This is a genomic window from Sphingomonas sp. FW306-05-A, from assembly GCF_058782275.1.
The window spans coordinates 323,975-348,219 of record NZ_JBYSXN010000001.1; the positions used below are offsets into that span (position 1 = coordinate 323,975).

Below are 24,245 nucleotides of genomic sequence, written 5' to 3' on the forward strand. Positions count from 1 at the left end.
CCTATTCGGCTGGCTGCAGCGCATGCGGCGCTACGGGGCCATTTGGTGCGGCGGGCACCGGGGTCGGGTGGCGGCGTTCGAACCGCTGCGCCAGCGCACGCGCGACGACGTAGAAGGTGGGAGTGAACAGCAACCCGAAGCCGGTCACGCCGATCATCCCGAAGAACACCGCGGTGCCGAGCGCCTGGCGCAACTCCGCGCCAGCCCCCTCGGCGATCACCAGCGGCACCGCGCCAAGGATGAACGCGAAGCTCGTCATCAGGATCGGGCGCAGACGGTCGGTCGCGGCGCGGACCGCGGCCTCGATCGGCGTGAGGCCATCCTCTTCCTCGGCCTGCTTGGCGAACTCGACCACGAGGATCGCGTTCTTGGCGGCCAATGCGATCAGCACGACGAGCCCGATCTGCGTAAGGACGTTATTGTCCATGCCGCGCAGATTCACCCCGGTCATCGCGGCGAGCAGACACATCGGCACGATCAGGATGATCGCGAGCGGCAGCGTCAGGCTCTCATATTGCGCGGCGAGCACGAGGAAGACGAACACCACCGCCATGCCGAAGACCGCCGCGGCGGTGCTCCCCGCCGACTTCTGCTGATAGGCGATGCCGGTCCATTCATGCGCATAGCCGGTCGGCAAGGCAGTATCGGCGAGCTTCTCCATCGCGACCAGCGACTGGCCCGAGGACGAGCCCTTGGCGGTGTCGCCATCCACTTCGACCGCGGGGAACAGGTTGTAGCGCACGACGCGATACGGCCCGGTCTTGTCGCGGAAGGTCGAGACCGACCCGATCGGGACCATCTGCCCGGTGTTCGAGCGCGTCTTGAGGTTGGCGATGTCCGCCGTCGTGTTGCGGAACGGCGAGTCGGCCTGCGCGGTGACGCGGTAGGTGCGGCCCAGCAGGTTGAAGTCGTTGACGAACGCCGAGCCGAGATAGACCTGCAACGCCTCGAACACGCGCTCCGGGGGCACGCCGAGCATGTTCGCCTTGGTCCGATCGACATCCGCGAAGATGCGCGGCGTGGCGGTGTCGAAGAAGGTGTAGACCTGCGCGAGGCCGTTGGTCTGGTTGGCCTTGCCGATCAGATCATAGGCGGTCTTGCCCATCTCCAGATAGCCGTGCCCCTGCTGGTCCTGGACCATCAGGCGATAGCCGCCCGCCGAGCCGATCCCTTGGATCAGCGGTGGCGGGACGATCAGCAACCGCGCCTCGTTGATGTCGGCGGTCGCCTTTTGCGCCTCGGCCATGATCCCGGCGAAGGTGACGCCGAGTTTCTTCCGCTCCTCAAAGCTCTTGAGCGGGATGTAGGCGGCGGCGCTGTTGGGGGCGAGCGTCTGCGACGGGCCGTCGAAGCCCGCGAGCATCACCGCGCCCTTGACGCCTGCGAGCGGCAGGATGCGCTTGGCGACCTTCTGCATCACCGCATCGGTCCGCTCGACCGAGGAGCCGGGCGGGAGCTGGATCACGGTCAGGAAATAGCCCTGGTCCTGCGCGGGGACGAAGCCTGCGGGCGTCACCGTGAAGACGAAGGCGGTGAGCGCGATGAGGCCGCCATAGACGAGCATCATCTTGCGCGGTGCGCTGACGAGCCGGAAGGTGAGGCGGCCATAGGCCGTGCTCATCCGCTCGAACCCGCGGTTGAAGCCGTCGCCCGCGCGCCGGACGAGCCGGGTGAGGCGACCGCCCGAATGCGCATCGGTGTGTGGCTTGAGCAGCATTGCCGCGAGTGCTGGCGACAAGGTCAGCGAGAGCAGCAGCGAGATGATCGTCGCGGTCGAGATCGTCACCGCGAACTGGCGGTAGAAGGCGCCCGAAAGCCCGGTCAGGAACACGGTCGGGATGAACACCGCGCACAACACCAGCACGATCGCGACGAGCGCGCCCGACACTTCGTCCATCGACTTGCGCGCCGCCTCGAGCGGGGAGAGCCCCGCCTCGAGGTTGCGCTCGACATTCTCGACCACGACGATCGCATCATCGACGACGATCCCGATTGCGAGCACCAGCCCGAACAGCGACAGGTTGTTGAGCGAGTAGCCGACCGCCGCGAGCACCGCGAAGGTGCCGATCAGCGAGACCGGGATCGCGACGATCGGGATGATCGCCGCACGCCATTTCTGCAGGAAGACGAGGATGACGAGCACCACCAGCACCATCGCCTCGATCAGCGTGTGCTTCACCGCGTCGATCGACTGGGCGATGAACTCGGTCGGGTTGTAGATAACGCGGTAGGCGAGGCCCTTGGGGAACTTCTTGGACATCGTCTCCATCTCGGCCGACACCGCTTGCGCGGCGGCGAGCGCGTTCGAGCCGGGGCGCTGGAAGACCGCGGCGATGACGGTCGGTTTGCCGCTGAGATAGGTGTTCGCGCCATAATCCTGCGCGCCGAGCTCGACGCGCGCGACGTCGGAGACCTTGACCTGACGGCCATCCGTGTCGGTGCGGATCACCACATCGGCGAACTGCTTGGGGTCGGTGAGGCGGCCCTGCGTCTCGACGTTGAGCTGGAATGCGTTGCCCGTGGCGTAAGGCGGCTGGCCGAGCGTGCCGGCGGCGACCTGGACGTTCTGGGCACGGAGGGCGGCGACGATCTCGCCCGCGGTCAGGTCGAGCGCGGCGGCGCGGCCGGGGTCGATCCACACGCGCATCGAATAGTCGCGCGCGCCGAACAGTTGCACGTCACCCACGCCGTCGATGCGGCTGAGGCGGTCGCGGACCTGCGTCAGCGCGTAATTGGAGATGTAGCCGCGATCGAGCGAGTTGTCGGGCGAGACGAGGTTCACGACCATCAGGAAGTCGGGGCTGGTCTTGCGCGTCACCACGCCCAATCGTTGCACGTCCTCGGGCAGGCGCGGGACGGCGACCGCGACGCGGTTCTGCACCAGCACCTGTGCCGCATCGAGGTTGGTGCCGATCTTGAAGGTGACGGTGATCGTCACCTTGCCGTCGCCAGTCGATTGCGACGACTGGTACAGCATGTTGTCGACGCCGTTGATTTCCTGCTCGATCGGCGCGGCCACCGTCTCGGCGACCGTCTCGGCGGACGCGCCGGGATAGACCGCGGTGACGGTGACGGTGGGAGGGACGATGTCGGGATATTGCGACACGGGGAGCCCCATGTACGCGATCAGCCCGACGATGGTGATGACCACCGCGATGACCCCGGCGAAGATCGGCCGGGTGATGAAGAAGCGCGAAAAGCGCATGATGCGTGTCCTTGGACGGCGCCCACGACCCGACCTTCCCCGGCGGAGGCCGGGGCCCAGTTGTGGAACGGCAGTGATGGGAGCCGAGAGTGTGTCCCGACTGGGCCTCGGCCTTCGCCGGGGAAGAAGGCGGTTATCTGGTCAGCGTCGCTTCGCCTGCGATCGGCTGCGCCGTTGGTGCCGCCGCTTCGGTCGACACCGCGATCTTGCCCAACGTTGGCGCGACCTTGGACCCCGGCATCGCCATTTGCGTGCCCTTGATGATGATCCGGTCCTTGGGGCCGACGCCAGACCGGATCACCCGCATCCCATCGACCACCGCACCGACGACGACCGGCTTGGCGGTGACGACATTGTCGGGCCCGACCGTCAGCAGCACCTTGCGCGCCTGATCGGTCTGCACCGCATCGTCGGGGACGAGCAGCGCAGGTTTGGTCCCAGCGCTGGCGAGTCGCATGTTGCCGAACATCCCCGGCGTCAGGAACAGCCCCGGGTTGGGCAGCACCGCGCGCCCGCGGATCGTCCCCGAATGCGTGTCGAGGCCGTTGTCGGTGAAGTCGAGCTTGCCCTTCCAGCGATGCGCAGTCTCGTCCTGCAACTGGATCTCGACCGCGGGGGCGGCGGCCCCTGGTTGGCGCGCGCGCTGGGTCTTGAGGTACAGCGCCTCGGACCCGTCGAAGGTGAAGTAGATCGGGTCGAGCGCGTTGATCGTCGTCAGCACGGTGCCGCCGGTGCCTTCGCCGCCCGCGACCTGATTGCCCGCATCGACCTTGCGATCCGAGATGCGCCCGCCGATCGGCGCGCGGATTTGCGTGAACGACACGTCGAGCGCGCGCGCCCGGACGCGCGCCTGCGCGGCGGCGAGCCCGGCCTGCGCGGCTTGCAATTTGCCCCGCAGCGCATCGACTTCGCCCGCGGAGACCGCTTCGTCGTCGATCAGCCGCGTCGCACGACCGAGATCGGTGCGCGCGAGCGTTAGCGCGCTTTGCGCGCTCGCTTCGTTGGCGCGTGCTTCGGCGAGCGCAGCAGCGAAGGGGCGCGTGTCGATCGTGAACAGCAACTGCCCCGGGCGTACGATATCGCCGTCGTGGAAATGGACGCCCGTCACTTCACCCGCAACGCGGGGGCGCACCTCGACCGAGCGGCTCGGGGCGAAGCGGCCGACATAATCGTCCCATTCGCTGACCTGGCGAACCAGCGGGGTGGCTACGGTGACCGCGGCCGGGGGCGGGGCTGCGGCGACCGCGTCCGAATGATCGAACAGCTTGACGCCGACGACCCCGGCTATCGCCACCGGGATCAGTATGGCACCGCGCTTTTGCCACCGCGTCCAGCGTTTTGGCGGGGGCGGGGCCGTGGCTTCATTGGCGGCGGCCGTATCTATGGGGGCGATCATGTTCATGCGGAGGCTCTCCGGCTGCTCTGGCCGACGCGCATTCCGGTGACGCTGGTGACGAGCGTCTCCATCTGCGCTTCGGAGAAGCCGTTCTCGTGGAAGTTGTTAATCTCAGTGACGGGCATCGCATAGCCGCGGTGGCGAGCGTAGACCGCGGCGCGGCGCAGCGCCTCAAGCTTGGGATCGGCGAGCCGCGACTGGGTGCCGAGTCCGAACACGGTGCCGAGCGCGCGCGACATGCGGCCGGGGGTGCCGAGGCTGCGCAGCGTATCGCGTTGGGCGATCGCGATGACGCTCCATTCGAGCGCGGAGAAACCCGAGGCCGGGATGGTAGCCGGCGCGGCGCAGGCGGCTGCCGATGCGGTCTGGGTGCGAGTGGCGACGGGTGCGGCGAACGGGTGGTTGATGTCGTAATAGGCCATGGAAATTCCCCCTGTTGGGTCTTTGCAGGACACACGCCGGCCTTCGCGGACGAAAGATCGTCAACGTTGCACACGGCGCAAGGCGCGGATGACCGCCCGGCAACGTGGTATCACGTGCCGTCGGACGGTTAAGACTTTGAAAGATAACGGACTCGCGATGCGCGAGCCGGATCAGCTGGTTTGGTGGATCATGGGCGGAAACCCCTTTGCCGGCACCGCATCCACGCTAGGACCCGGCTTCAATACCAGTCGGTATATAAAGGGGTAAGCCGGTGCGTCAACTGCATTCTATACCGTTCCGAATAATTATCGCAACGGTGGAGAGAATGCTATTTGGTCGGCCAGACCGCCATGCTCGTCGCGACCAGTTCGGTCAGCTCCGCACAGGTCGCGCCGGAGCCCGCCTGGAGCATCAATCCCTGAAGAATCGCAAAGAGATAGCGGGTCAGTGCCGCCGGGGTCATGCCCTCGGGAAACTCGCCCGCCGCCTGTGCCTGCTCGAACCGCAGGATCAGCGCGGCCTCGGACGAGGCGCGGCGCTTGACGACGGCGGCCTTGATCGACTCGGCTTCCGCGCCACAGGTGGCGGTGCTGATCACGCCGAGACACCCCTTGGGATCGCACGTGCTCGACTGCATTTCGAGCGCACCGTTGAGCAGCCGTTCGGCCACGCCGCGCGCGGTCGGCGCATCGAGCGCGGAGGTCATATACGCCAGTTTCTCGCGCTCGTAGAGGTCCAACGCCTTGTTGAACAAGGCTTCCTTATTGCCGAACGCGGCATAGAGGCTGGGCTTGGTGATCCCCATCGCCAAGGTCAGCTCGGTCATCGACGCGGCTTCGTAGCCGTTGCGCCAGAACACCAGCAACGCCTTGCCGAGCGCGTCGTCGATGTCGAACTCGCGGGGCCTGCCTTTCGGGGCCGAGATGGAACACACGCTATTCATACCGAGCGGTATATAGGCATTAGCGTTCAAACGTCCAGCGATACGCCGCGGAAACGCCCCGTTTCCAGCATAAACGGGGCGTTCTCGACACCGTTTTACGCATGAACGGAGCGTGTTCGACACCCTTTTAAGCGCGAACGATGCACCATGTGTCAGCCCAGGATGAAGGCCAGCAGATCCGCGTTGATCTGGTCCGCATTGGTCGTCGGCATCCCGTGCGGATAACCCGGATAGGATTTAAGCACCGCGCCCGCCACGATCTCCGCCGACAGTTTGCCGGTGGTGGCGAACGGCACGACCTGATCGTCCTCGCCATGCATCACCAGCGTCGGCACCGCGATCGCTTCGAGGTCCGCGGTGAAGTCGGTTTCCGAAAACGCCTTGATCCCCTGGGTGTGCGCCAGGATGCTGCCCATCATCCCCTGACGCCACCAGTTGAGCCGGACCGCTTCCTTGATCTCCGCGCCCTCGCGATTGTAGCCGAAGAAGGGGAGCGTGAAGTCGTAGAAGAATTGCGCACGGTTGGTCGCGGTCTGGACGCGCAGCCCGTCGAACACCGCGAGCGGAATGCCGTCCGGGTTGGTCTCGGTCTGCACCATGATCGGCGCGACCGCGCTGATGAGGACCGCCTTGGCGACGCGCCCGGGCTTGGCCTGCGCGACATAGCGGGCGACTTCGCCGCCGCCGGTCGAATGGCCGATGTGGACTGCGTTTTGCAGATCGAGCGAGTCGGTCAGCGCGACGACGTCGGCGACATAGCCGTCCATGTCATGCCCGGTCGCGGCCTGGCTCGACCGACCGTGCCCGCGGCGGTCGTGCGCGATCACGCGGTAGCCGTGGTCTAGGAAGAACATCATCTGCGCGTCCCAGTCGTCCGAACTGAGCGGCCAGCCGTGGTGGAACATGACGACCGCCGCATCGCGCGGGCCCCAGTCCTTGTAGAAGATCTCGGTTCCGTCGGTGGTGGTGATGGTGGGCATGGCGGTGCTCCGGTCAGCGAAAGGGCGGGACGCGGTACGGGCCGTTGCCACTACCCGCTGGCGGGCGGTGGTATGGCTGGGCCATCATTTGGCGGATCATTGTGACGGGTGCGTTGCGTGTAGGCAATGTGTGGCGGGGGGAGGGCGGCTTTCGACCAAGATGCGTCGTTCGCCCGTCGAGTTTTTAACGGCAGTGTCTGCCAGCACCTGCCATTCACTCAGCGCGAAGAAGTCTGGTAGCGACGCGCTTCCTAGGCTTGGACCTATATAGAGATTGGCGGCGGCGCTGGCTGATTGTCGCGGATGGCCCCAGCAAAATCCATCAGGATCTTCGTGTTGCGATAGCGGGTGTACGTCTTAAACGATGCTGCCATGAGCGCGCCCGCCGACGTCACGCCGTTCGACGTCGCCGCCTCTAACATGTCGGCGGCAAGCGCTTTGCCGGTGAGAGGCGCCGTCGCGACCTTGGCAAGCACCTTGCCGCTGAAGGTGCGAGATTCGTCCACGAACTCCTTCCACGTGTTCGAAACGATTGCCTTCTCTTTGAGGTCGCGGAAGGCATTCTTCAACTGCTCGTTGAATATTCGGACAAACGTCGCGCCTTGCCCCCCGGCCAGCTGGGTCTCGTATTCTTGGACGGCATCGACGATCGTCTGGCGCAGCGCGTGGAAGATCGAGTCCCGATCGCGCAGCTCTAACAACATAGTGTTGTCGATCTTGTCGGGATCGATGAGAAAGCCGCTTTCGAACGCCAGGCTCTCGTGGACATACTTCAAGTCGTGCGGCGCTATGGTCGCGTCGAGGCTCTCACAGAAGTTTTGGTAGTCGCCGAGCGAGGAGTAGTCCATCAACGGTACGACGACGTCCGGTAGAAGCAGGCTGGCCAGCTTGTTCTCGGAGTGTCCCCGCAGTCCCGCTATAGCCATGAAGCCTTCTTCCTCGGGCACGGTGAGCTGGAAGCTCCCCGGACCGATGGCCAAGGTGCGGCTCTCGAAGCCGTCCTTGCCGAGCGCTGACTGCCAGGCCAGCGCGTCCTCGAAATGCGTCGCGACCGTCGGCACGTTTCCGAACTCGCGAGCGCGGGCGAGCTGGGCTGGCACGACGAGCCCTTCTGCGATCAGCGGGCGGAGCTTGCGTATATTATTGAGCGCACTGGCAACGATCTCGCTGTCAACGCCATGCTGGCGGAACGAATTTTCCAGCGGATCCCAGAACAGGATAGCGTCGGCGAACATCAGTAGCGATCGGATACGCTTCGGCATGTTGGGCTGGATGATGAAGTAGACGCCGGGCTCGTCTACGCATGCGTCGCGGAGCTTCGGCTTTATCTCGCGTGCGGAATGCAGATCGCCCGGTCCGGCGGGCATCGAACCTACGCCTACAAGAGTGCCGGTCGCGAGGCCTTCTGCTGTCGGCGCCCACTCTTCGTAAAACCGGTGCATCGTCGCGGCGAGGTCGGCGAGTTGAAAGGTCTTGTTTGCATAGTCTGCATCGACGCGGCAGCCGATGGCGCCCTCGACCGCAGCAAGGTAAGCCTCGCCAAGTTCCTTGAATCTAGCCTTCGCGCCCATCGTCCGTTTCAATCCCTTAGTTTGGGGCAATATAGCGCGTGCGCGGCCGATGCGTAAACGCGGGTTTCACTTCGTCGGGGCCGCCGGCGGGCGCCGGTTCGCCCGCATCCATTCCGCCATCCCCCTCTGCATTGTGGGCGCGGAAGCCCCAGCTCTTCAATTTGCGGACGCGCATGAATGTGGCAGCCAAGAGAGGGCCAGAAACTCACCATGTTCAAACCGGCGCATGTCTGGGACACGCTGCGGGACCGCGGCTACGAGCTCGCCCTCGACGACGGCGGGCGGCTCAGATTGCAAGTCTGCGGGAAGGCGGCTGGCAGCAGAGGCTTGAAAGCATTGGTTGAATGGCGGCGCTCGTCCCCCGCATGCTGATGACGGAGACGAACGTAGTCGCCATGGTCGACGTGATGGTGGAGAAGGCGGTCAGGAAGACCGCCAAGCACGTTGGGGGCAACATCAAGGTAGAGATTGTCCCCCGGCTTTTCGGCTCAGGGCGACGAATAAGGGTATCCTCTCGTCGATTATCGCGCCGGTGGCGGCCATTCAGTGACGGCGCTAAGGCAGAGTCATGGACAAGCCTCGCAGTCTCGATGCCCGCTACTTTCCGAACGTGTCGCCGCGTGCCTATTACTCGCCGCACGATCTGGCTGTCCACATGAAGGCGGACGTTTTCAACCCGGCAAGCGCCGGCGACGATGCCTACTGCCTCGCGTGGACTGCGGAGCGCCTGCCGATCTTGGTCCATGAATACCAGCATTCGGTCGACCACATGTCGACCGTCGTCGGCCGCGAGCTGCTTGATGCGCTGATGCGCGCTCTCGACGGGCTCGCCGACAAGCTGGAGGGCGACGTCGCCGGTCTCCCCTCGATGCTCGACTACCATGACCGGCAGCGCCGGTTCTACCGGCGCGAATACTTCACCGAGGTGCGCAAGGGGTACCGGCCAGCCGGCGGCGACCGGCCGCGCTGGAGCTGGGGGACGAGCATCGGGGCCGGTTTCGACATGGCAGGGCGGTCCGACGAGAGGGATCCGATCATCTTCGTCAGGTTTACCGACGAGGATCAGGCCGTCATGGTTTCCCGGCAACCGCTTACCGAGGCGGCCCTGTTCGAGACCCGCGCGGTCTTCGCGGAACTCGACCACGACGCGCGGCAGGTGGCAGCGAAGGGTGAGGAGAGTCCTGAATGGCGACGGTTCAACGGGCGCCAGCAGGAAATGTTCTACGACCACGAGCTGACCTTATATTCGGCTCCCGCGCACATGGTGGCCTCACGGTCCGGCGCGAGCGACCCTATCGACGCCTACCGACTGGCGGCGAGGGCCGCGGGCGTGGCGCTCAACTTTACGCAGGGTCTCGAACTGGACCCCGGCCCGCCGGCCCGGTTCGCTCGGGGGGCGCCTGGTTCGCCCGACGCCGTCGCCCGGATCACCCGGTTAATGGAACGGCTCGATCCCGGCTTCCTCTTCGCGGCCATCGCCGTGGCCGCGCCGCGCTTCGACGGAGACGATGACGCATGGCTGGCCGCAGGGTTACGCGGTGCAGGACTGCCGACCGAGAACGCGGTGATGGACGGCGCCGAACGTCGGCTGGCGCTGCCCACGCTGCCGGACATGCCCCGGCTCGTCGATGTCTACCTGCAGTGCGTCGCCGCCGGCGCGGGCAACGTCAGGCAGCTCCGCCCCTCGGGCGGCGTGCTGGACTTCCAGCGGATGTCGGCGATCGGCACGTCGGCCGGCCCGCTCGCGATCCCCAGTGTCTTCCTCGCGGACGGCAAGGTACAGCGCTCGTTAATCCCCGTGATCGACGACAGGGCCCAGGAGCTGATGGTCAACGCGTCGGCAACGCTTCACGAGCAGCTGGAAGAGTTGCTCGCCGCCTGCCGCTGATCAGGGCTGCGGGCCGCAGATCCAGTCGAGCCCCTTGCGAGCGACCAGCATTGCGATCGTGGGCACCGGGACGAGCAGGTGCAGCGATGCCACAGCGTCGCCGACCGCGCGCGCGATCTCTACGGTGGCGCCCGGTTCCGCCGAGAACAGCTTGCGGACCACGACGTTGCCGCACACCGCGTCGTGCAGCGCGTCGCGGTTCCGTGCCAGCCACGCGTCGGCGGCGGCGCGGAGGCGCTCGCCTCTGGGCTGTCGCGCACCCAGTCCAGCGCCGGCGGCGGCGTATTCCGCACCGTCGGGCCCCTCGAGCGCCGCCTCGCCTATCATCTCAAGAAGGCGAACCTCGCTCGTATCCGCCAGCGCCTCGTATTCCTTCGTCATTCCCATCTGACCCCTGCTAATGCCTTTACGACGCTAGACGTCGGCCACCTATCGCGCCATCCCTCCCGCCCATGGGTCGGAGCGGACCCGTTCAGCCGAAGAAGATGCAGCGCCTAACGAAGGCAGCTCATCACCGTCGCCTGCCTGGAACGTTCAGGACCGTAGTGGCCAGGTCTACTCCTTCCGATAAGGAATGCTGAAAGTCCTTCGAATGTCTGCTGCCGCCAGAAGCCGACCGTCGACGCCTAGGGTGCGAACGACGGCTTCGTCCCACTATTCGCCATTCGAGAACGAGTGCTCTTTCCGAACACTCAATCGTTGTCAGTAAAGGAGGCGCCGCCATGTCGGCTGCCGCCATCGGGCTTTACGCGAGCAGTCCGCATTCGTTCATTCGTTCGCGGTTCCTGTCCCGAACACACGGATCAACGTTGCCCCTCCTACGCCACAGACACCTTGCCAGCTCCCGCCAGCACCCCAACCACCCTCAGAACTGCCCCCCCACGTTGAACGTCACCAGCTTGGTGTCATCCCCCTTCTGCTTGATCAGCGCCTTCGCCAGATCGATCCGCAAGGGGCCGAACGGCGAGTTCCAGTTGACCCCCACGCCGACCGACACGCGGGGGCGGGGGCTGTTGCCCGAATAGGTCTCGCGGTAGGCGCTCAGCGCATAGGTGTAAGGCGTGCCGGTGTTGGTCGTCGTGCTCGCGCCCGATGAATCGAGATACAGCGGCGCGCCGTTGCTGTCGGTATATTGCCGCGTCGCCCCGGTGCAGGCGACCCCGGCGATGATCGCGGCGGCGCAGCTATCCGCGAGCGTAGGCGTCTTGCCGCCGAACACCGCGCCGATGTCGGCGTAGATCGACGGCCGCAGCCCGAGTTCGCGCGCGCCTGCGCCGAGCGGCAATTGCAGCTCGAGCCGCCCGCGATAATAGGTGTTGCCGCCGAGCGCCTCGGTCGTGTTGTTGCTCGTCGCCGTCAGCGTCGCGGGGACGGTCGACGTATCGTAATAAGCGCGCGTCACGCGCGGGCCGACGCCGCGGATGTCGAACCCGCGGATCTGCGGATCGCCGAGGAAGAAGCGGTCGGTCAGCCGCACGTCCTGCCCGATCCCCTGGATATGCCCGCCCTCGGCCTGCGCGTTGAGCACGAAACCGGCCCCCAGCCCCCAGAATTTGGACGCGACGATGGTCGAGCGGAGATAATGCGTGTCGCCGCCGAGCCCTGCGAAATCCTGGCTGATCGACAGGCGCGACCCCTTGGTCGGGTTGAGCCGGCTGTTGAGCGAATCGCGGATCAGCGAATAGCCGACCGACGAGGTCCAGCGGTTGCCGATCGCGTCGCACAGATACGATCCCGCGAGCGCGACGTCGCAACTGCCGTTGGTGTAATAGGTCGCCTGGTCGAGCGAGACCTGGTCGTAGCTGAGCCCGTAGCGCGCCGCGCCGCTCCAATATTCGCTGAGCGGGACCGCCGCGCGGATCTGGAACCCGGTCGAGACCTGTTTGTAGGTCGTCGTGTTGGTGTCGCCGACGGTGTTGTACGACCGGTAATCGCGGCGGAAGATGTCGCCGCCGAGCGCGACGTTGCTGTCGAACAGATACGGTTCGGTGAACCCCAGCTCGACCGACTTGGAATAGGTCGAGTAGCTCACGCTGGCGCGCAGTTCCTGCCCCATGCCGCGGAAATTGCGCTGCTTGATCGACGCCTGGATGATGAATTTCTCGAGGCTCGAATAGCCCGCGGAGAGCGACAGTTCGCCGGTCGATTTTTCCTGCACGTCGGCGGTCAGCACGACGCGGTCGGGGGCGGAGCCCTGCGTCTGCTTGATCTCGAACTTGTCCTGGAAATAGCCGAGCGAGTTGATCCGGTCCTGCGATCGCTTGACCTGGAAGCTGCTGAACGCATCGCCTTCGGCAAGCCGGATCTCGCGGCGGACGACCTTGTCCTTGGTCTGGGTGTTGCCGTTGACGTCGATCCGCTCGACATAGCTGCGTTTGGCCTCGGCGACGTGGAAATTGATCCCCATCGTCAGCGTGTCCTTGTCGCGCTGGAAATCGGGGCTGACGTCGACAAAGGCATAGCCGAACGTGCCCGCCGCCTCGCTCAGCGAGTCGACCGCGGTTTCGACCTGCTTGGCGTTGTACCAGCTGCCCTTGGTGATCCCGAGGCTCGCGGCGAGTTTTGTGTTGTCGAAATCGCGGATGTCGCTGTCGACCGTCACGTCGCCGAACTTGTAGCGTTTTCCCTCCTCGACGACATAGGTGATGATGAAATCGCGCTTGTCGGGGGTCAGCTCGGCGACCGCGGAGGTGACCTTGAAGTCGGCATAGCCCTCGGTCAGGTAGAATTGGCGGAGCTTTTGCTGGTCATAGGCCATGCGGTCCTGATCGTAGCTGGTGTTGGAGCTCAGCATCGTCTTGAGCCGCGCTTCCTTGGTGGCCATCTGTTCGCGCAGCTTGCCGTCCGAGAAATGCGCGTTGCCGAGGATGTTGATCTGGCGGACCTTGGATTTGGGGCCTTCGCTGACTTCGAAGATGACGTCGACGCGGTTCTGGTCGAGGTTGACCATCTTGGGGTCGACCGACGCGGCGAAGCGGCCCTGGCGGCGGTAGAGCTCGATGATCCGCGCGATGTCCTGGCGGACCGCGGCGCGCGTGAAGATCTGGCGCGGGGCGAGTTTCACTTCCTTGCGGATCTTGTCTTCCTTGAGCCGCTTGTTGCCCTCGAAGATGATGCGGTTGATCACCGGATTCTCGCGGATGCGCAGCACGATGTCGCCGGTTTCCGCGCCCGCGATCGACACGTCGGCGAACAGGTCGCTCGCGTAGAGGTCCTTGATCGCCTGATCGAGCGTCTCATTGGTGAAGGACTGGCCCGTCCGCAGCTTGGTGTAGGAGAGCACGGTCTCGGGCTCGACCCGCTGCACGCCGTCGACGCGGATCGACCGGATCGTGTGGGACGCGGCGGGGGGCGTAGCGGGGGCGGCAATGGGGGCGGGAACAGTCTGGGGGGGCGCCGTACCCGATGCGACGGCGGACGCGAAAACGATCGGGCCTACGCCCAACACCAATATCATTACTGCATCTCCAACCAGCTTCGCGAGCTAGGGAGCGCATGTGTCCGGCGGATTTTCGCATGTGACGTCTGCGCCACGCGATGCGTCGGTGCGGGCATACCTCGTCATGTCGCGCAACCCTGGCCGGGGGCGCGGCGGCAACTGTGTCGGCGCGGTCAAGCGCGGGACACGCGGCAGACATTCGCGCGGCGCACCAACGGGCTCGCGCACCGTTTCCCCCATCCGGCGCGCGCGTTTGAAAGGCCTGCCATGTACGTTGCCATCAAGAGCCCGATCGTTCCCGAACCCAAGGTCGAGGAGCCGCCCTATGTCGACAATCCGTTCGCGCCCGAAATCTTCGCGACCGGCTATTCCGGAATCGCCAATATGCAGGGCGTGATCGTCCTGACGCTGGAGAGCGCGCGGTGCGACCATAGCCGTCCGCAACCCGCGATGGAACGCGTGGTCGTCGGTCGCGTCGCGTTGACCACGACCGCGGCGCTCGAACTCGTCACCGGGCTCAACCAGTTCCTCGAACAGCAGGGGATCAGCGCGTCCAAGATGCTGGCGGGCGGGGCGACGTTCCAGTGATGCTGCGGATCGTGCTGTTCGCCGCGCACAACTGGTGGCGCTTCGTCCCCTGATCCACCCGGTTCCCCTGCCACGCGCAGGGGAACGGGCTCACACCGGCAGCGTGACGCGCGCGAGCAGCCCGCCGTCCGGGTGATTCTCGATCGTCGCGTCGCCGCCATGCGCGCGTGCCACGGCGCGGACGCTGGCGAGCCCGAGCCCGGTGCCGCCGGTGTCGCGGTTGCGCGATCGTTCGGCACGGAAGAAGGGTTCGAACGCGCGGGCGAGATCGGCGGGGGCCATGCCCGGGCCGGTATCGCGGACTTCGATGATCGCGACGCCCTTGCCGGCGCTGAGCGAGACTTGCGCATTCCCCGCATAGTTCACCGCATTGCTCACCAGATTGGTCAGCACCGCCTTGAGCGACGGAGCGTCCCCGTCGATCCCGATCGCAGGACCGGGTAGCAGCGTCACGTCGCCCCCCGCATCGGCCGCGTCGGTGGTGACGCTTTCGGCGAGCGAGCGCAGGTCGAGCCGTTGCCGCCGGACATGCCGCGTCATTTCGCGGACGAACGCCATTGCGGCGCCGATGCGGTCGCTCATTTCGCGAATGTCCTCCTCGCCCGCGAGCCGGATCTCATCGGGGGCCTTTTCGAGCCGCAGCGACAGGCGCATCAGCGGCGTTCGCAAATCGTGCGCGACCGCCGCGATCAGCGTGGTGCGATCCTCGACATAGCGATTGAGCCGTTCCTGCATCTGGTTGAACGCGGCGGCGGCCTCGGTGATTTCGGGCGGGCCGGACAGCGTCAGCGGTGCGGCGCGCGGATCGCGCCCGAGCCGGTCGGCCGCGCCCGCAAACAAGGCGATTGGCTTGGCGATCCGGCGCGAGACCCACCACGCAAGCGGCGCGATCCCCAGAACCGCGAGCACGAACCACAGGATAAAGCGCAACCGCCACGGCCGGAGCAGGCGCTCGACCGGCTCGATCCTGCGCCAGCCGCCATCGGGATGGCGAACCGATACCGTGAAATCGCCGAACAACGCATCGTCCATCGCGCGACGCTGGCGCAGCCGGGGGCTGACCATGCCGGCGGGGATCGGCGGGCGGAAGGCACCGATGATCGTCGGGCCCTTGTGTTGCCCCGAATGGACGACGACCGATCCGATCGGCAACCGCAGATCGAACGCGATCGCGCGCGCCAGTGCCAGGTCGCGCGGGTTGGACACGGCGATGGTCGGCGCATCCGCGATGCGCACCGTCAACAACCCGCTGGCATCGCGCCCGCTCCGCGCGACCGCGGCGATCCGGCTGGTCGTGAAGATCGTCGGCGATGGCGGCGGCATCAGCAGGAACGCGCCGAAATTGAGGATCTGCACGAGCAGCACGGTCGCCAGCATCATCGTGAAGATGCGCAGGAACAGCGGCCAGGACTTTTGGGCGTTCGCAGGCGTGGTGGCGGGGTAGGGAAGCGGGTCTGCCGCGGCACGGACGGTCATGCGCGCGTCACCGATGGCACGAAGAAATAGCCTTCGTTGCGGATCGTGCGGATGATCTCGTCGTCGCGCGCGCGGAGTTTGCGGCGCAGGCGGCTGACCTGGACGTCGATCGCGCGGTCATAGGCGTCGCTATCCGGGCCGCGCGCGTCCTCCAGCAGGATGTCGCGCGTCAGCACGCGGCGCGGGCGCTTGACGAAGGCGCGCAGGACCGAGAATTCGCCGTCGGTCAGGTCGACCAGCATTCCGCTACCGTCGAGCAACTCGCGCGCGGCGAAATCGACCCGCCAGTCGAGGAAGCAGTAATAGCGCGGTTCTGCGGCGATTTCGTCCCGTGCCCGCAAAGCGGCGCGGACGGTCGCGAGGATCTCGCGCGCGCTGCACGGCTTGGTCAGATAATGGCTCGCCCCCATTTCGAGCCCGAGGATTCGGTCGGGTTCGTCCCCCAGCGCACTGAGGAAGACGATCGGCGGCCCACCGCGCAGCGCGATCCGGCGACACGCGGAAATGCCGTCCTCACCCGGCATCATGATGTCGAGCAGCACCAGCGACACCGGGTGCCGCGCGAGCACGACGTCCATCTCCTGCGCGTTCGAGGCGGTTTCGACGCGGTAGCCGTGGCGGCTGAGGCTTTCGGTCAGCAACGTGCGGATGGTGTGGTCGTCGTCGACCACCAGCAACGTAGGCGCGTCACGCGGCGATGGGGAGGTCTGCAGAGCCGTAGTCATCGCGGTGCGATGCGATTGCGATGTGTCCGCGGTATGTCCGATCCGCGGATCACCCCTATCAGGTGATGCCGCCGGGCCACACTTTTGTAACGGCGCGGACATCGCGGGAAACAAGCCGGAAAAGAATGCACGCCAAGGACAGGCTGCAGTTCGTCGCCGCAGCATCTTTCCTTCAGGAGTCGCATGACCATGACATTCCATACCAGCGGCGACACGATGTCGTCCGGCGTCGCCAATGCTGCCATTCCCGCCGCCACGGGCGCAAGGATCGTGATCGTCGACGACGATCCCGGCGTGCGCGAACTGCTGACCGAATTCCTGGTCGACAACGGTTTCGGGGCGGAGGCGGTGGCGAATGGTGCGGCGTTGCGCGACCGGCTGGACCGCCGCGACTGCGACCTGATCGTGCTCGACATCATGATGCCGGGCGAGGACGGGCTGTCGATCCTGCGGTCGCTGATGCATGTCGAGGATGGCCCGGGGATTATCATGTTCTCGGCGATCTCGAGCGAGATCGACCGGATCGTCGCATTGGAAATGGGCGCCGACGACTATATCCTCAAACCGTCGAGCCCGCGCGAGATCATGGCGCGGATCCGCTCGGTCCTGCGGCGTCGCGCATCGACCGCGGCACGCGGGACGACGACCGGGATCGGCAACGCCGGCGCTGCACCGACCGATTGTTATGCGTTCGCCGGCTGGAGTTTCGATGCGCGTCGCCGCAAGCTCACCGCACCCGACGGGGTGATCGTCGCCGTTACCGAAACCGAATATCGGATGCTCGCGATCTTCCTGCGCGATCCGCAGATCGTCCATTCGCGCGAGGATCTGGCGGATCTGACCGGACGCGACGTGCCCAGCTGCAACGACCGTACGATCGACGTCCATGTCAGCCGCTTGCGGCGCAAGCTGGCGATCAACGGCGGCGACGAGATCATCCGCACGGTGCGCAACCGCGGCTATCTGTTCCTGCCGCGGGTCGAGGCACGCGCCGCCTGATTGCTGCGGCCCTTCGTCCCGAATGGGTCGGAGGGCTGCGACCCGTTCAGAGTTGGCCGGTCAGGATCAGCTGGCGAACGTCGTCGGCGGCCTGGTTGTTCGCGCCGAGCCGTTCGATCAGTTGCGCCGGGCGGCTGCCGCGCAGTCCGGCGAGCGTCAGCGTCTTGTCACGGACGTAGGTGTAGACCCCGCTGACCGCGAAGGCGCTGGCGTGGCGGACATGCTGCTGCTGCCCTTGCGCGATCGCCGCGAACGCATCGCTTTCAAGGAACGCACGGCGAGTGAGCGGGGTCTCGAACGCGAGTTCCAGGATGCCAATCGCGGCGCGTTCGGGCGGAACGAGATGATCGACATTGGGTGCGGGCGGCGCGGGGTTCGCATTGTCGTAGCGTTCGGGCAGGTGCAGCCTGACCTTGAGCACCGCTGGTTGCGCCGCCAGCTTCTCCGCGAAATCGGTCAGGAACGTTCCGAACGCGCCGATATCGTCGGTCGCTGCGCCGAGGTGGACGTGGATCCGGTCAAACCCGTCATCCGCATTGGGGATCGGGTCGGGAATGCGGTCGACGAGCGTGCGCGATCCTTTCGGAAGCGCATAAGCGACCGTCGCGGCGAACATGTTCTGCTCGTCTGCGAACAGGATCGAACTGGCATCGTTGAACGTCGTCTGATCCTCGGCGGAGGCGAACCCGATTTCCACGCCGCCATCGAGTTCGTAATCGGGGAAGGGGGTGATCCCTTCCACGGATGGCCACAGATGCGCGTCCTGCGCGCGGTCGAAATGGGTCTGGACGTACCAGCCAAGCCCCGGAACGCGCGAGCACAACGGGCCGTGGACGTCGCGCCAATAGGTCGCGAACAGCTCGTGCGGCACGCGCGGGCGGCGCAGGACGGTGGTGTAGGTGTTGATCGCGATGCTCTCATCGCGGGCGGCGTAGTCGTGATCGGTGGATACCTTGGGCATTCGGATGCTCCTTTGATCTGCAAGAGTTCGGATTTTGCTCCCCTCCCTGGAAGGGAGGGGCTGGGGGTGGGTCGGTGTGAGGCTGGCCGTCCGTCAGATGATCGGGCCGACCCACCCCTCGATCCCCTCCCTTTCAGGGAGGGGAGGAAGAAGGAGGCCTAACGCTTCAGCCGCGCTTCAGTCGCGCGACCAGCGGGGTCAGCACCACCGCCAGCACGGCGATCGCCGCAGCGACATAGCCGACGCTCGGCAAGCCAAGGTGCAGGATGATCGCCCCGCCGATGATCGCGCCGAGCCCGATCCCGGCATTCGCCATCGACACGTTGAGCGTGCCCGCCAGCGCCTGTGCATGGCTCGCCGACTGCATCACGCGGACCTGGCAGATCGGGTAGAGCGCGGTATTGGCGACGCCCCAGACCGCGAGCGCGACACCGAGCCAGACCGGCGACCCGGCGAACAGGGTCGTCGCCGCGATCCCGACCGCGAGCACCAGCGAGGCGATTGCGGTCACCAGCAGCGGCCCCTTGCCAACGAACTGCCCGCCGAGCCAATTGCCGCCGAGTCCGACGATGCCGAACCCCATCAGCCACCAGCCGACCTGACCCGCGGGAATATGCGCGATCTGCTGCAGCGTATCCGCGAGATAGGTGTAGGCGGTGAACATCGCGGTGAAGACAACCACCGACAGCACGACGTTGCCGAGGAAATACGGGTCCTTGAGGATCTTTGCCTGCTCGGCGAGCCGGACGCGGGCAGGGCGGGCGAGCGTCGGCATGACGAAGAACAGCAGGACGCCCATCAGCAACGACAGCCCCGACAGGCCCCAGAACGTCCCGCGCCAGCCGAACGCATCCGAGGCGAGCGTGCCGAGCGGAATGCCGAGCACCATCGCGCCCGAGATCCCGAGATAGACGTTCGCGACCGCCTTGCCCGATCGCTCCGGGCCAGCCAGCGTCCCTGCGGTTTCACTTGCGGTGCCCCAGAAGACGGGGAGCGCGAGCGCCGGGAGAAAGCGCGCGAATCCGAGGATCCAGATATTGGGTGCCGCCGCGGCGAGCGCATTGGCCCCTGCGAAGATCAGCAGGATCACGACGAACAGCCGCTTGCGTTCGAAATGCGACAGCATCGCAGTGAGGAACGGCCCCGCCAGCATCACGGTGAACGCGAACAGCGTGACCAGCTGCCCGGCCGCCGCGACCGAGATGTCGAGATCGCGCGCGAGCCCCGGCAACAGTCCGACGATGATGAACTCGGTCGTGACGATCACGAATGCCGAGATGGCGAGCAACAGCACGGCAAGGCCGTTGCCGCGCGTTTGCGGGGGTGCCCCGGCATGGGCGGTAGGGATAGTGGCAGACGGCATCGGGCATTCTCCAGCGGATCTGCCCGATGTAGGATGACGGAACGTCTCGTCACGCGGTAAGAATTCGCCTAACTTGTGACCAAAATTCCCTAATCGTGAGCGCGCCATGATCCCGTCGGAACGCCTGAAGGGCATCGAGGCCTTTGTCACCGCGGCGGATGCGGGCAGTTTCACCACCGCGGGCAAGCGGCTCAATCTGTCGAGTTCCGCAATCAGCAAGGCGATGGCGCGGCTCGAGAGCCGTCTTGGTAGTCGCTTGTTCGACCGGACCACGCGGCGGCTGACGCTGACCGAGGCGGGGGCGGCGTTTTACGAAACGTGCGTCCGCGTGCTGGCGGAACTGGTCGAGGCGGAGGCGGTGCTGGCGTCGCATCGGTCCGAAGTGGTCGGGCGGATCAAGGTCGACGTGCCGATCGCGTTCGGGCGGATGCGCGCGATGCCGCTGCTGCTCGGCTTTGCCGAGCGTAATCCGAACGTGCGGCCGCACATCACCTTTACCGATCGGCTGGTCGATATCGTCGAAGAAGGGATCGACGTTGCGGTGCGGATCGGCACGGTGGCGGCATGGCCGGATGCGCTGGGGCATCGCTATCTCGGGACGGAGCGCGTGATCGTCTGTGCGTCACCCGCTTATCTTGCGCGGTATGGCGTGCCCCGGACGGTCGAGGAGGTGATGGCGCGCGATTGCATCCTCTACGGTCGCGCGGATGGCAGCACGATCGCGTGGCGGTTCGCCGACGGCACGGGCGGGGTGGAACACCGCACGATGGAGCCGCGGATCGTGCTCGGCAGTGCGGAGGCGCAGGTCGAGGCGGTCAAGGCGGGGTTCGGGATCGCGCAACTCGCGACCTGGCTGATCGCGGATGAACTCGCGCGGGGAGAGCTGGTGGAAGTCCTGCCGGATCAGGCGACCGAAGGGCTGCCGCTCCATCTGGTCTGGCAGCGCAGTCGCCAGCTCAGCCCGAAGGTCGATGCGGTGCTCGAGGTGTTGAGCACCGGGATCCGCATCGACTGATCGGCGCCGTGGCTATTGCTTCGCCTTCTTCGTCTCGGGCATCGCCACCAGATAGAGCGTAAACCCAGCCGCCGCGATCGCCGCGAGCGTCAGGAAGCTTACGCTATACCCCGCCCAGACGATGATCGCGCCCGCGAGCGACGCGGATAGCGCCGCGCCCAGCCCCTGTGTCGTCGCGACCGCGCCCTGGCTGACGTTGAAGCGTCCGCTGCCTTCGGTCAGGTCGGCGATCACCACCGGGAACAATGCCCCGAAGATGCCTGCCCCAACGCCGTCGAGCGCCTGCACGCCGACCAGCCAATAGGGATCGTTCGACACGGTGTAGAGCGCGCCGCGGGCGGCGAGGAAGGCGAAGGCGAGCAGGAAAATGGGCTTGGTCCCGAACCGTTCGGTGCTGCGCCCGACGAGGATCGCAACCGGCACCATCACGAGCTGCGCGGCGACGATGCACGCGGCGGTCAGCGAGGTCGCCTGGTCCTTGCCTACGGTCTTGGCGAGCAACTGGCTGACCGAGGTCAGCATCGCGGCATTCGACAGGTGGAACAGGAAGGCGATCACCGCGAACAGCATCAGCGGGCGGTTCTCGACCAGCACCTTCCAGCCGCTCGGTTCCTCGCAGCCTTCCTCGGGCTCGCAATCGAGCCCGCGCGCGACCGCATTGTCGATGTCGTCGTTCCGGATGCGGAAGGTCGTCGCGATGCTCGCGACGGTCAGGCCTGCCATCAGCCAGAACACCACGACCGGGCCGAACTTCCACGCCAGCACGCCCGCAAGCGCGGCGGACACCGCATTGCCTGCGTGGTTGAAGGCTTCGTTGCGCGCGACGCGCTTGGCGAACAGCTTGGGGCCGACGAGGCCGAGCGTGATCGCCGAAATGGCGGGCGCGAACACGGCACCCGCCACCGCGGCGATCGATTGCGTCACCGTCACCGCGGTGAAGCCGGATACGATCGGCAGCGATAGGCTGCTCAGCGTCACCAGCAATGCCGCGATCATCACGATCCGCGGCTTGTTCTTGCTGCGGTCGATCAGGCCGCCCGCAGGCGTTTGTGCGAGCAGGCCGACGATCCCCGCGATCGTCAGCACCAGCCCGACGGTCGCCTCGTTCCAGCCATGCGCCGGTCCGCGAACCGCGACGAGATAGATCGCAAGATACGGCCCGAGCCCGTCGCGGACATCGGCGAGGAAGAAGTTGAGCGCGTCGAGCGTGCTGCCCGGTTTGGAGCGCCGCGGTGTCGAGCCGCCGGATGCGGCAGAAGCGAAGGCAGTGGCCATGATGGGGTCTCGCGGGGCTTGAGAGAGGGGGCGGTCGGTTAGTGGACGTCAGCCGAGCGCGATGCGCGCGGCGAGGGCGGCGGCGAGGGCGGGGATCATCGTCACCGCACCGACCTTGAGGAAGCGCCAGAACCCGACGTCTTCGCCTTCGCGCCGGATCGCCTGAAGCCACAGGATCGTGGCGAGCGACCCGGTGATCGACAGGTTCGGGCCGAGATCGACCCCGATCAGCAGTGCATCCACCACCATCTGCGGCGGGTGCGCCTGAAGCACGGCGCTGCTCGCGATCAATCCGGCGGGCAGGTTGTTGATGAGGTTCGATCCGAACGCGAGCAGCGTGCCCGCGGTGAGCGCACCGCGCGCCGGGTCGGCGGAGGCGGTACGGAGCGCCTCGGCGACATGCCGGATCACGCCGGTATGATCGAGCGCCTCGACCAGCACGAACAGCCCGGCGACGAGCGGCAGGACGCTCCACGAGACGTCGCGCGCCACAGCAACGGGGGAGCTCCGCGTCGCCAGCGCGACCACCAGCGTCGTCGCGACCCCGGCGATGCAGGTCGGCAGGCCGAGCTCGATGTCGAAGGCGGATGCCAGCAGCAGCGCGGAGGCGGTTGCGACGATCCCGCCCAGTGCGATCTTGCCTCCGGTCGACAGCGGGGTGCGATCGACCTCGGACTGGCAGTCACCGACGATCCGCGCGCGTTCGACGTAGCGCAGGATTAGGAACGTCACGACGATCGCGGCCAGCGAGGGCAGCGCGAACGACGCGAACCACTGCCCGAGCGGGGGCATGTGCCCGCCGTACAGCACGAGGTTGGCGGGGTTGGAGATCGGCAGCACGAAGCTCGCCGCGTTCGCGATCAATGCGCAGGCGAACAGCAGCGGCAGTGGGTCCGCCTCGGCCTTGCGCGCGGCGGCGTAGACGGCCGGGGTCAGGACAACCGCGGTCGCGTCATTGGACAGGAACGTCGTGGTGACGATCCCGGTCGCGTAGACGAGCAGGAACAGGCGCGGGCGTGAGCCGTGAGCATGATTGACCGCCGTCGCGGCGACCCAGTCAAACAGGCCGTGGCGGCGGCAGGTTTCGCTGAGCAGCATCATCCCGATCAGGAACAGATAGACGTCCGTGCCCTTGCCGATCGCGCCGAGCGCGGCGGAGAACGGGAGCAGCCCGAACACGAGCAGCAACGCCGCCCCCAGCATTGCCCAGATCGCTTCGGGCCAGCGGAACGGCCGCGTGATGACGCCGGCGGTAGAGGCCGCGCAAATGCCCCAGGTTACACCCGTCGCGAGGCTCACGAACGGCGTCGCGGGCGGGTGGGCTCCGATATGCGCAACGGGACGGTCATCACGCAAACTCCGATGGTCGAAGGGTTGGCCGCAGAATGGGCCGGTTGGGCAAAGAGTGTGAAGGTTGCCCACCCGGTGCCCGGCCGTCCGCGCCGATGTCTTGATCTTTCGCCTGTTATCAGTGGGATAATGGCGATCGACTGAACCGTCCCGTTCAGGTTCGGTTTATCGGGGTCAAGACCATCGGCGCGTCCGTCAGGTCAGGCGATAGTAAGCCCGACGTCGACGTTGTTGCGCGTCGCGTTGGAATAGGGGCAGACCTCATGCGCCGCGTGCGCGAGCTTCTCGGCCTCGGCCTTGTCGACGCCGGGGAGCGTGATCGTCAGGTCGGCGGTAATGCCGTAGCCACCTTCCGAACGCGGACCGAACCCGACCTCGGCGGTTACGGTCGCATCGGCGGGGACCTTGACTCCGACCTTGCCCGAAACCGCCTTCATCGCGCCGAGGAAGCAGGCGGAATAGCCTGCCGCGAACAGCTTCTCGGGGTTGGCGCCGACGCCGCCGGGGCCGCCCATCTCCTTGGGAACGACCAGCTTGACGTCGACCGACCCATCGTCCGAGCGTGCGGAACCGTCGCGACCGCCGGTTGCGGTGGCCTTGGTCTTGTAAATGACGTCGATGGACATTGTGCTTGCCTTTCAAAGGTGT

19 protein-coding genes are annotated in these 24,245 nt (G+C 66.2%); 4 read left to right on the top strand and 15 right to left on the bottom strand.

Annotated elements, in window-relative coordinates; genetic code table 11:
• Position 1 precedes the first annotated feature (1 nt).
• The 6 genes from AC3WJR_RS01555 to AC3WJR_RS01580 form a co-directional block, all read right to left on the bottom strand.
• The gene (locus AC3WJR_RS01555) at positions 2–3,205 is read right to left on the bottom strand and encodes an efflux RND transporter permease subunit (RefSeq protein ID WP_492721699.1); all 3,204 of its coding nucleotides are present in this window, start codon (positions 3,203–3,205) and stop codon (positions 2–4) included.
• Between the two features lie 133 nt (positions 3,206–3,338).
• The gene (locus AC3WJR_RS01560; protein WP_492721700.1) at positions 3,339–4,607 is read right to left on the bottom strand and encodes an efflux RND transporter periplasmic adaptor subunit; all 1,269 of its coding nucleotides are present in this window, start codon (positions 4,605–4,607) and stop codon (positions 3,339–3,341) included.
• On the bottom strand, positions 4,604–5,023 hold the full coding sequence (locus tag AC3WJR_RS01565; RefSeq protein WP_492721701.1) for a hypothetical protein: 420 nt from the start codon (positions 5,021–5,023) through the stop codon (positions 4,604–4,606). Before AC3WJR_RS01565 ends, AC3WJR_RS01560 begins: the two co-directional genes overlap by 4 nt.
• Before the next feature lie 329 nt (positions 5,024–5,352).
• Positions 5,353–5,967 carry a TetR/AcrR family transcriptional regulator gene (locus AC3WJR_RS01570; RefSeq protein ID WP_492721703.1) on the bottom strand — a complete coding sequence of 205 codons (615 nt, stop codon included), beginning with the start codon at positions 5,965–5,967 and terminating at the stop codon, positions 5,353–5,355.
• A gap of 152 nt (positions 5,968–6,119) precedes the next feature.
• Positions 6,120–6,947, bottom strand: a complete 828-nt coding sequence (locus AC3WJR_RS01575; protein WP_492721704.1) for an alpha/beta fold hydrolase — start codon at positions 6,945–6,947, stop codon at positions 6,120–6,122.
• A gap of 263 nt (positions 6,948–7,210) precedes the next feature.
• Complete coding sequence (locus AC3WJR_RS01580; protein WP_492721706.1) at positions 7,211–8,530, bottom strand: hypothetical protein; 1,320 nt, start codon at positions 8,528–8,530, stop codon at positions 7,211–7,213.
• Between the two features lie 556 nt (positions 8,531–9,086).
• Between AC3WJR_RS01580 and AC3WJR_RS01585 the strand changes: the two genes are divergently transcribed.
• Positions 9,087–10,406 (top strand): hypothetical protein, encoded by a 1,320-nt coding sequence (locus AC3WJR_RS01585; protein WP_492721708.1) that lies wholly within the window; start codon positions 9,087–9,089, stop codon positions 10,404–10,406.
• Here the strand turns inward: AC3WJR_RS01585 and AC3WJR_RS01590 are convergent, their stop codons facing one another.
• Both AC3WJR_RS01590 and bamA read right to left on the bottom strand, forming a co-directional pair.
• Entirely contained in the window at positions 10,407–10,787 is a 381-nt protein-coding gene (locus tag AC3WJR_RS01590) for a hypothetical protein (RefSeq protein ID WP_492721710.1), read from the bottom strand.
• A gap of 484 nt (positions 10,788–11,271) precedes the next feature.
• A complete protein-coding gene (gene bamA / locus AC3WJR_RS01595; protein WP_492721712.1) occupies positions 11,272–13,863 on the bottom strand; it encodes an outer membrane protein assembly factor BamA in 2,592 nt (863 codons plus the stop codon).
• Positions 13,864–14,112: 249 nt separating this feature from the next.
• On the opposite strand from bamA, the gene AC3WJR_RS01600 reads away from it, so the two are divergent.
• Positions 14,113–14,433, top strand: coding sequence for a hypothetical protein (locus AC3WJR_RS01600; protein WP_492721714.1), 321 nt, complete (start codon positions 14,113–14,115; stop codon positions 14,431–14,433).
• 90 nt (positions 14,434–14,523) lie between these two features.
• On the opposite strand, the gene AC3WJR_RS01605 is transcribed toward AC3WJR_RS01600, so the two are convergent.
• Together AC3WJR_RS01605 and AC3WJR_RS01610 are read right to left on the bottom strand one after the other, a co-directional pair.
• Positions 14,524–15,909, bottom strand: coding sequence for an ATP-binding protein (locus AC3WJR_RS01605; protein ID WP_492721716.1), 1,386 nt, complete (start codon positions 15,907–15,909; stop codon positions 14,524–14,526).
• Complete coding sequence (locus AC3WJR_RS01610; protein WP_492721718.1) at positions 15,906–16,634, bottom strand: response regulator; 729 nt, start codon at positions 16,632–16,634, stop codon at positions 15,906–15,908. Before AC3WJR_RS01610 ends, AC3WJR_RS01605 begins: the two co-directional genes overlap by 4 nt.
• Positions 16,635–16,817: 183 nt before the next feature.
• Between AC3WJR_RS01610 and AC3WJR_RS01615 the strand changes: the two genes are divergently transcribed.
• Positions 16,818–17,633: a response regulator gene (locus AC3WJR_RS01615; protein WP_492721720.1), complete on the top strand. Its 816-nt coding sequence runs from the start codon at positions 16,818–16,820 to the stop codon at positions 17,631–17,633.
• Between the two features lie 46 nt (positions 17,634–17,679).
• Here the strand turns inward: AC3WJR_RS01615 and AC3WJR_RS01620 are convergent, their stop codons facing one another.
• Both AC3WJR_RS01620 and AC3WJR_RS01625 read right to left on the bottom strand, forming a co-directional pair.
• A complete protein-coding gene (locus tag AC3WJR_RS01620) occupies positions 17,680–18,594 on the bottom strand; it encodes an EthD domain-containing protein (protein ID WP_492721722.1) in 915 nt (304 codons plus the stop codon).
• Between the two features lie 166 nt (positions 18,595–18,760).
• Positions 18,761–19,957, bottom strand: a complete 1,197-nt coding sequence (locus AC3WJR_RS01625; RefSeq protein WP_492721724.1) for an MFS transporter — start codon at positions 19,955–19,957, stop codon at positions 18,761–18,763.
• A 106-nt stretch (positions 19,958–20,063) separates the two neighbouring features.
• On the opposite strand from AC3WJR_RS01625, the gene AC3WJR_RS01630 reads away from it, so the two are divergent.
• Positions 20,064–20,972, top strand: coding sequence for a LysR family transcriptional regulator (locus AC3WJR_RS01630; protein WP_492721726.1), 909 nt, complete (start codon positions 20,064–20,066; stop codon positions 20,970–20,972).
• A gap of 12 nt (positions 20,973–20,984) precedes the next feature.
• Here AC3WJR_RS01630 and AC3WJR_RS01635 read toward each other — a convergent pair whose 3' ends face one another.
• From AC3WJR_RS01635 to AC3WJR_RS01645, 3 genes are all read right to left on the bottom strand, one after another.
• A complete protein-coding gene (locus tag AC3WJR_RS01635; RefSeq protein ID WP_492721728.1) occupies positions 20,985–22,247 on the bottom strand; it encodes an MFS transporter in 1,263 nt (420 codons plus the stop codon).
• 48 nt (positions 22,248–22,295) lie between these two features.
• Complete coding sequence (locus tag AC3WJR_RS01640; RefSeq protein WP_492721730.1) at positions 22,296–23,546, bottom strand: arsenic transporter; 1,251 nt, start codon at positions 23,544–23,546, stop codon at positions 22,296–22,298.
• A 251-nt stretch (positions 23,547–23,797) separates the two neighbouring features.
• Positions 23,798–24,223: an organic hydroperoxide resistance protein gene (locus tag AC3WJR_RS01645; RefSeq protein WP_492721732.1), complete on the bottom strand. Its 426-nt coding sequence runs from the start codon at positions 24,221–24,223 to the stop codon at positions 23,798–23,800.
• Positions 24,224–24,245: the final 22 nt, after the last annotated feature.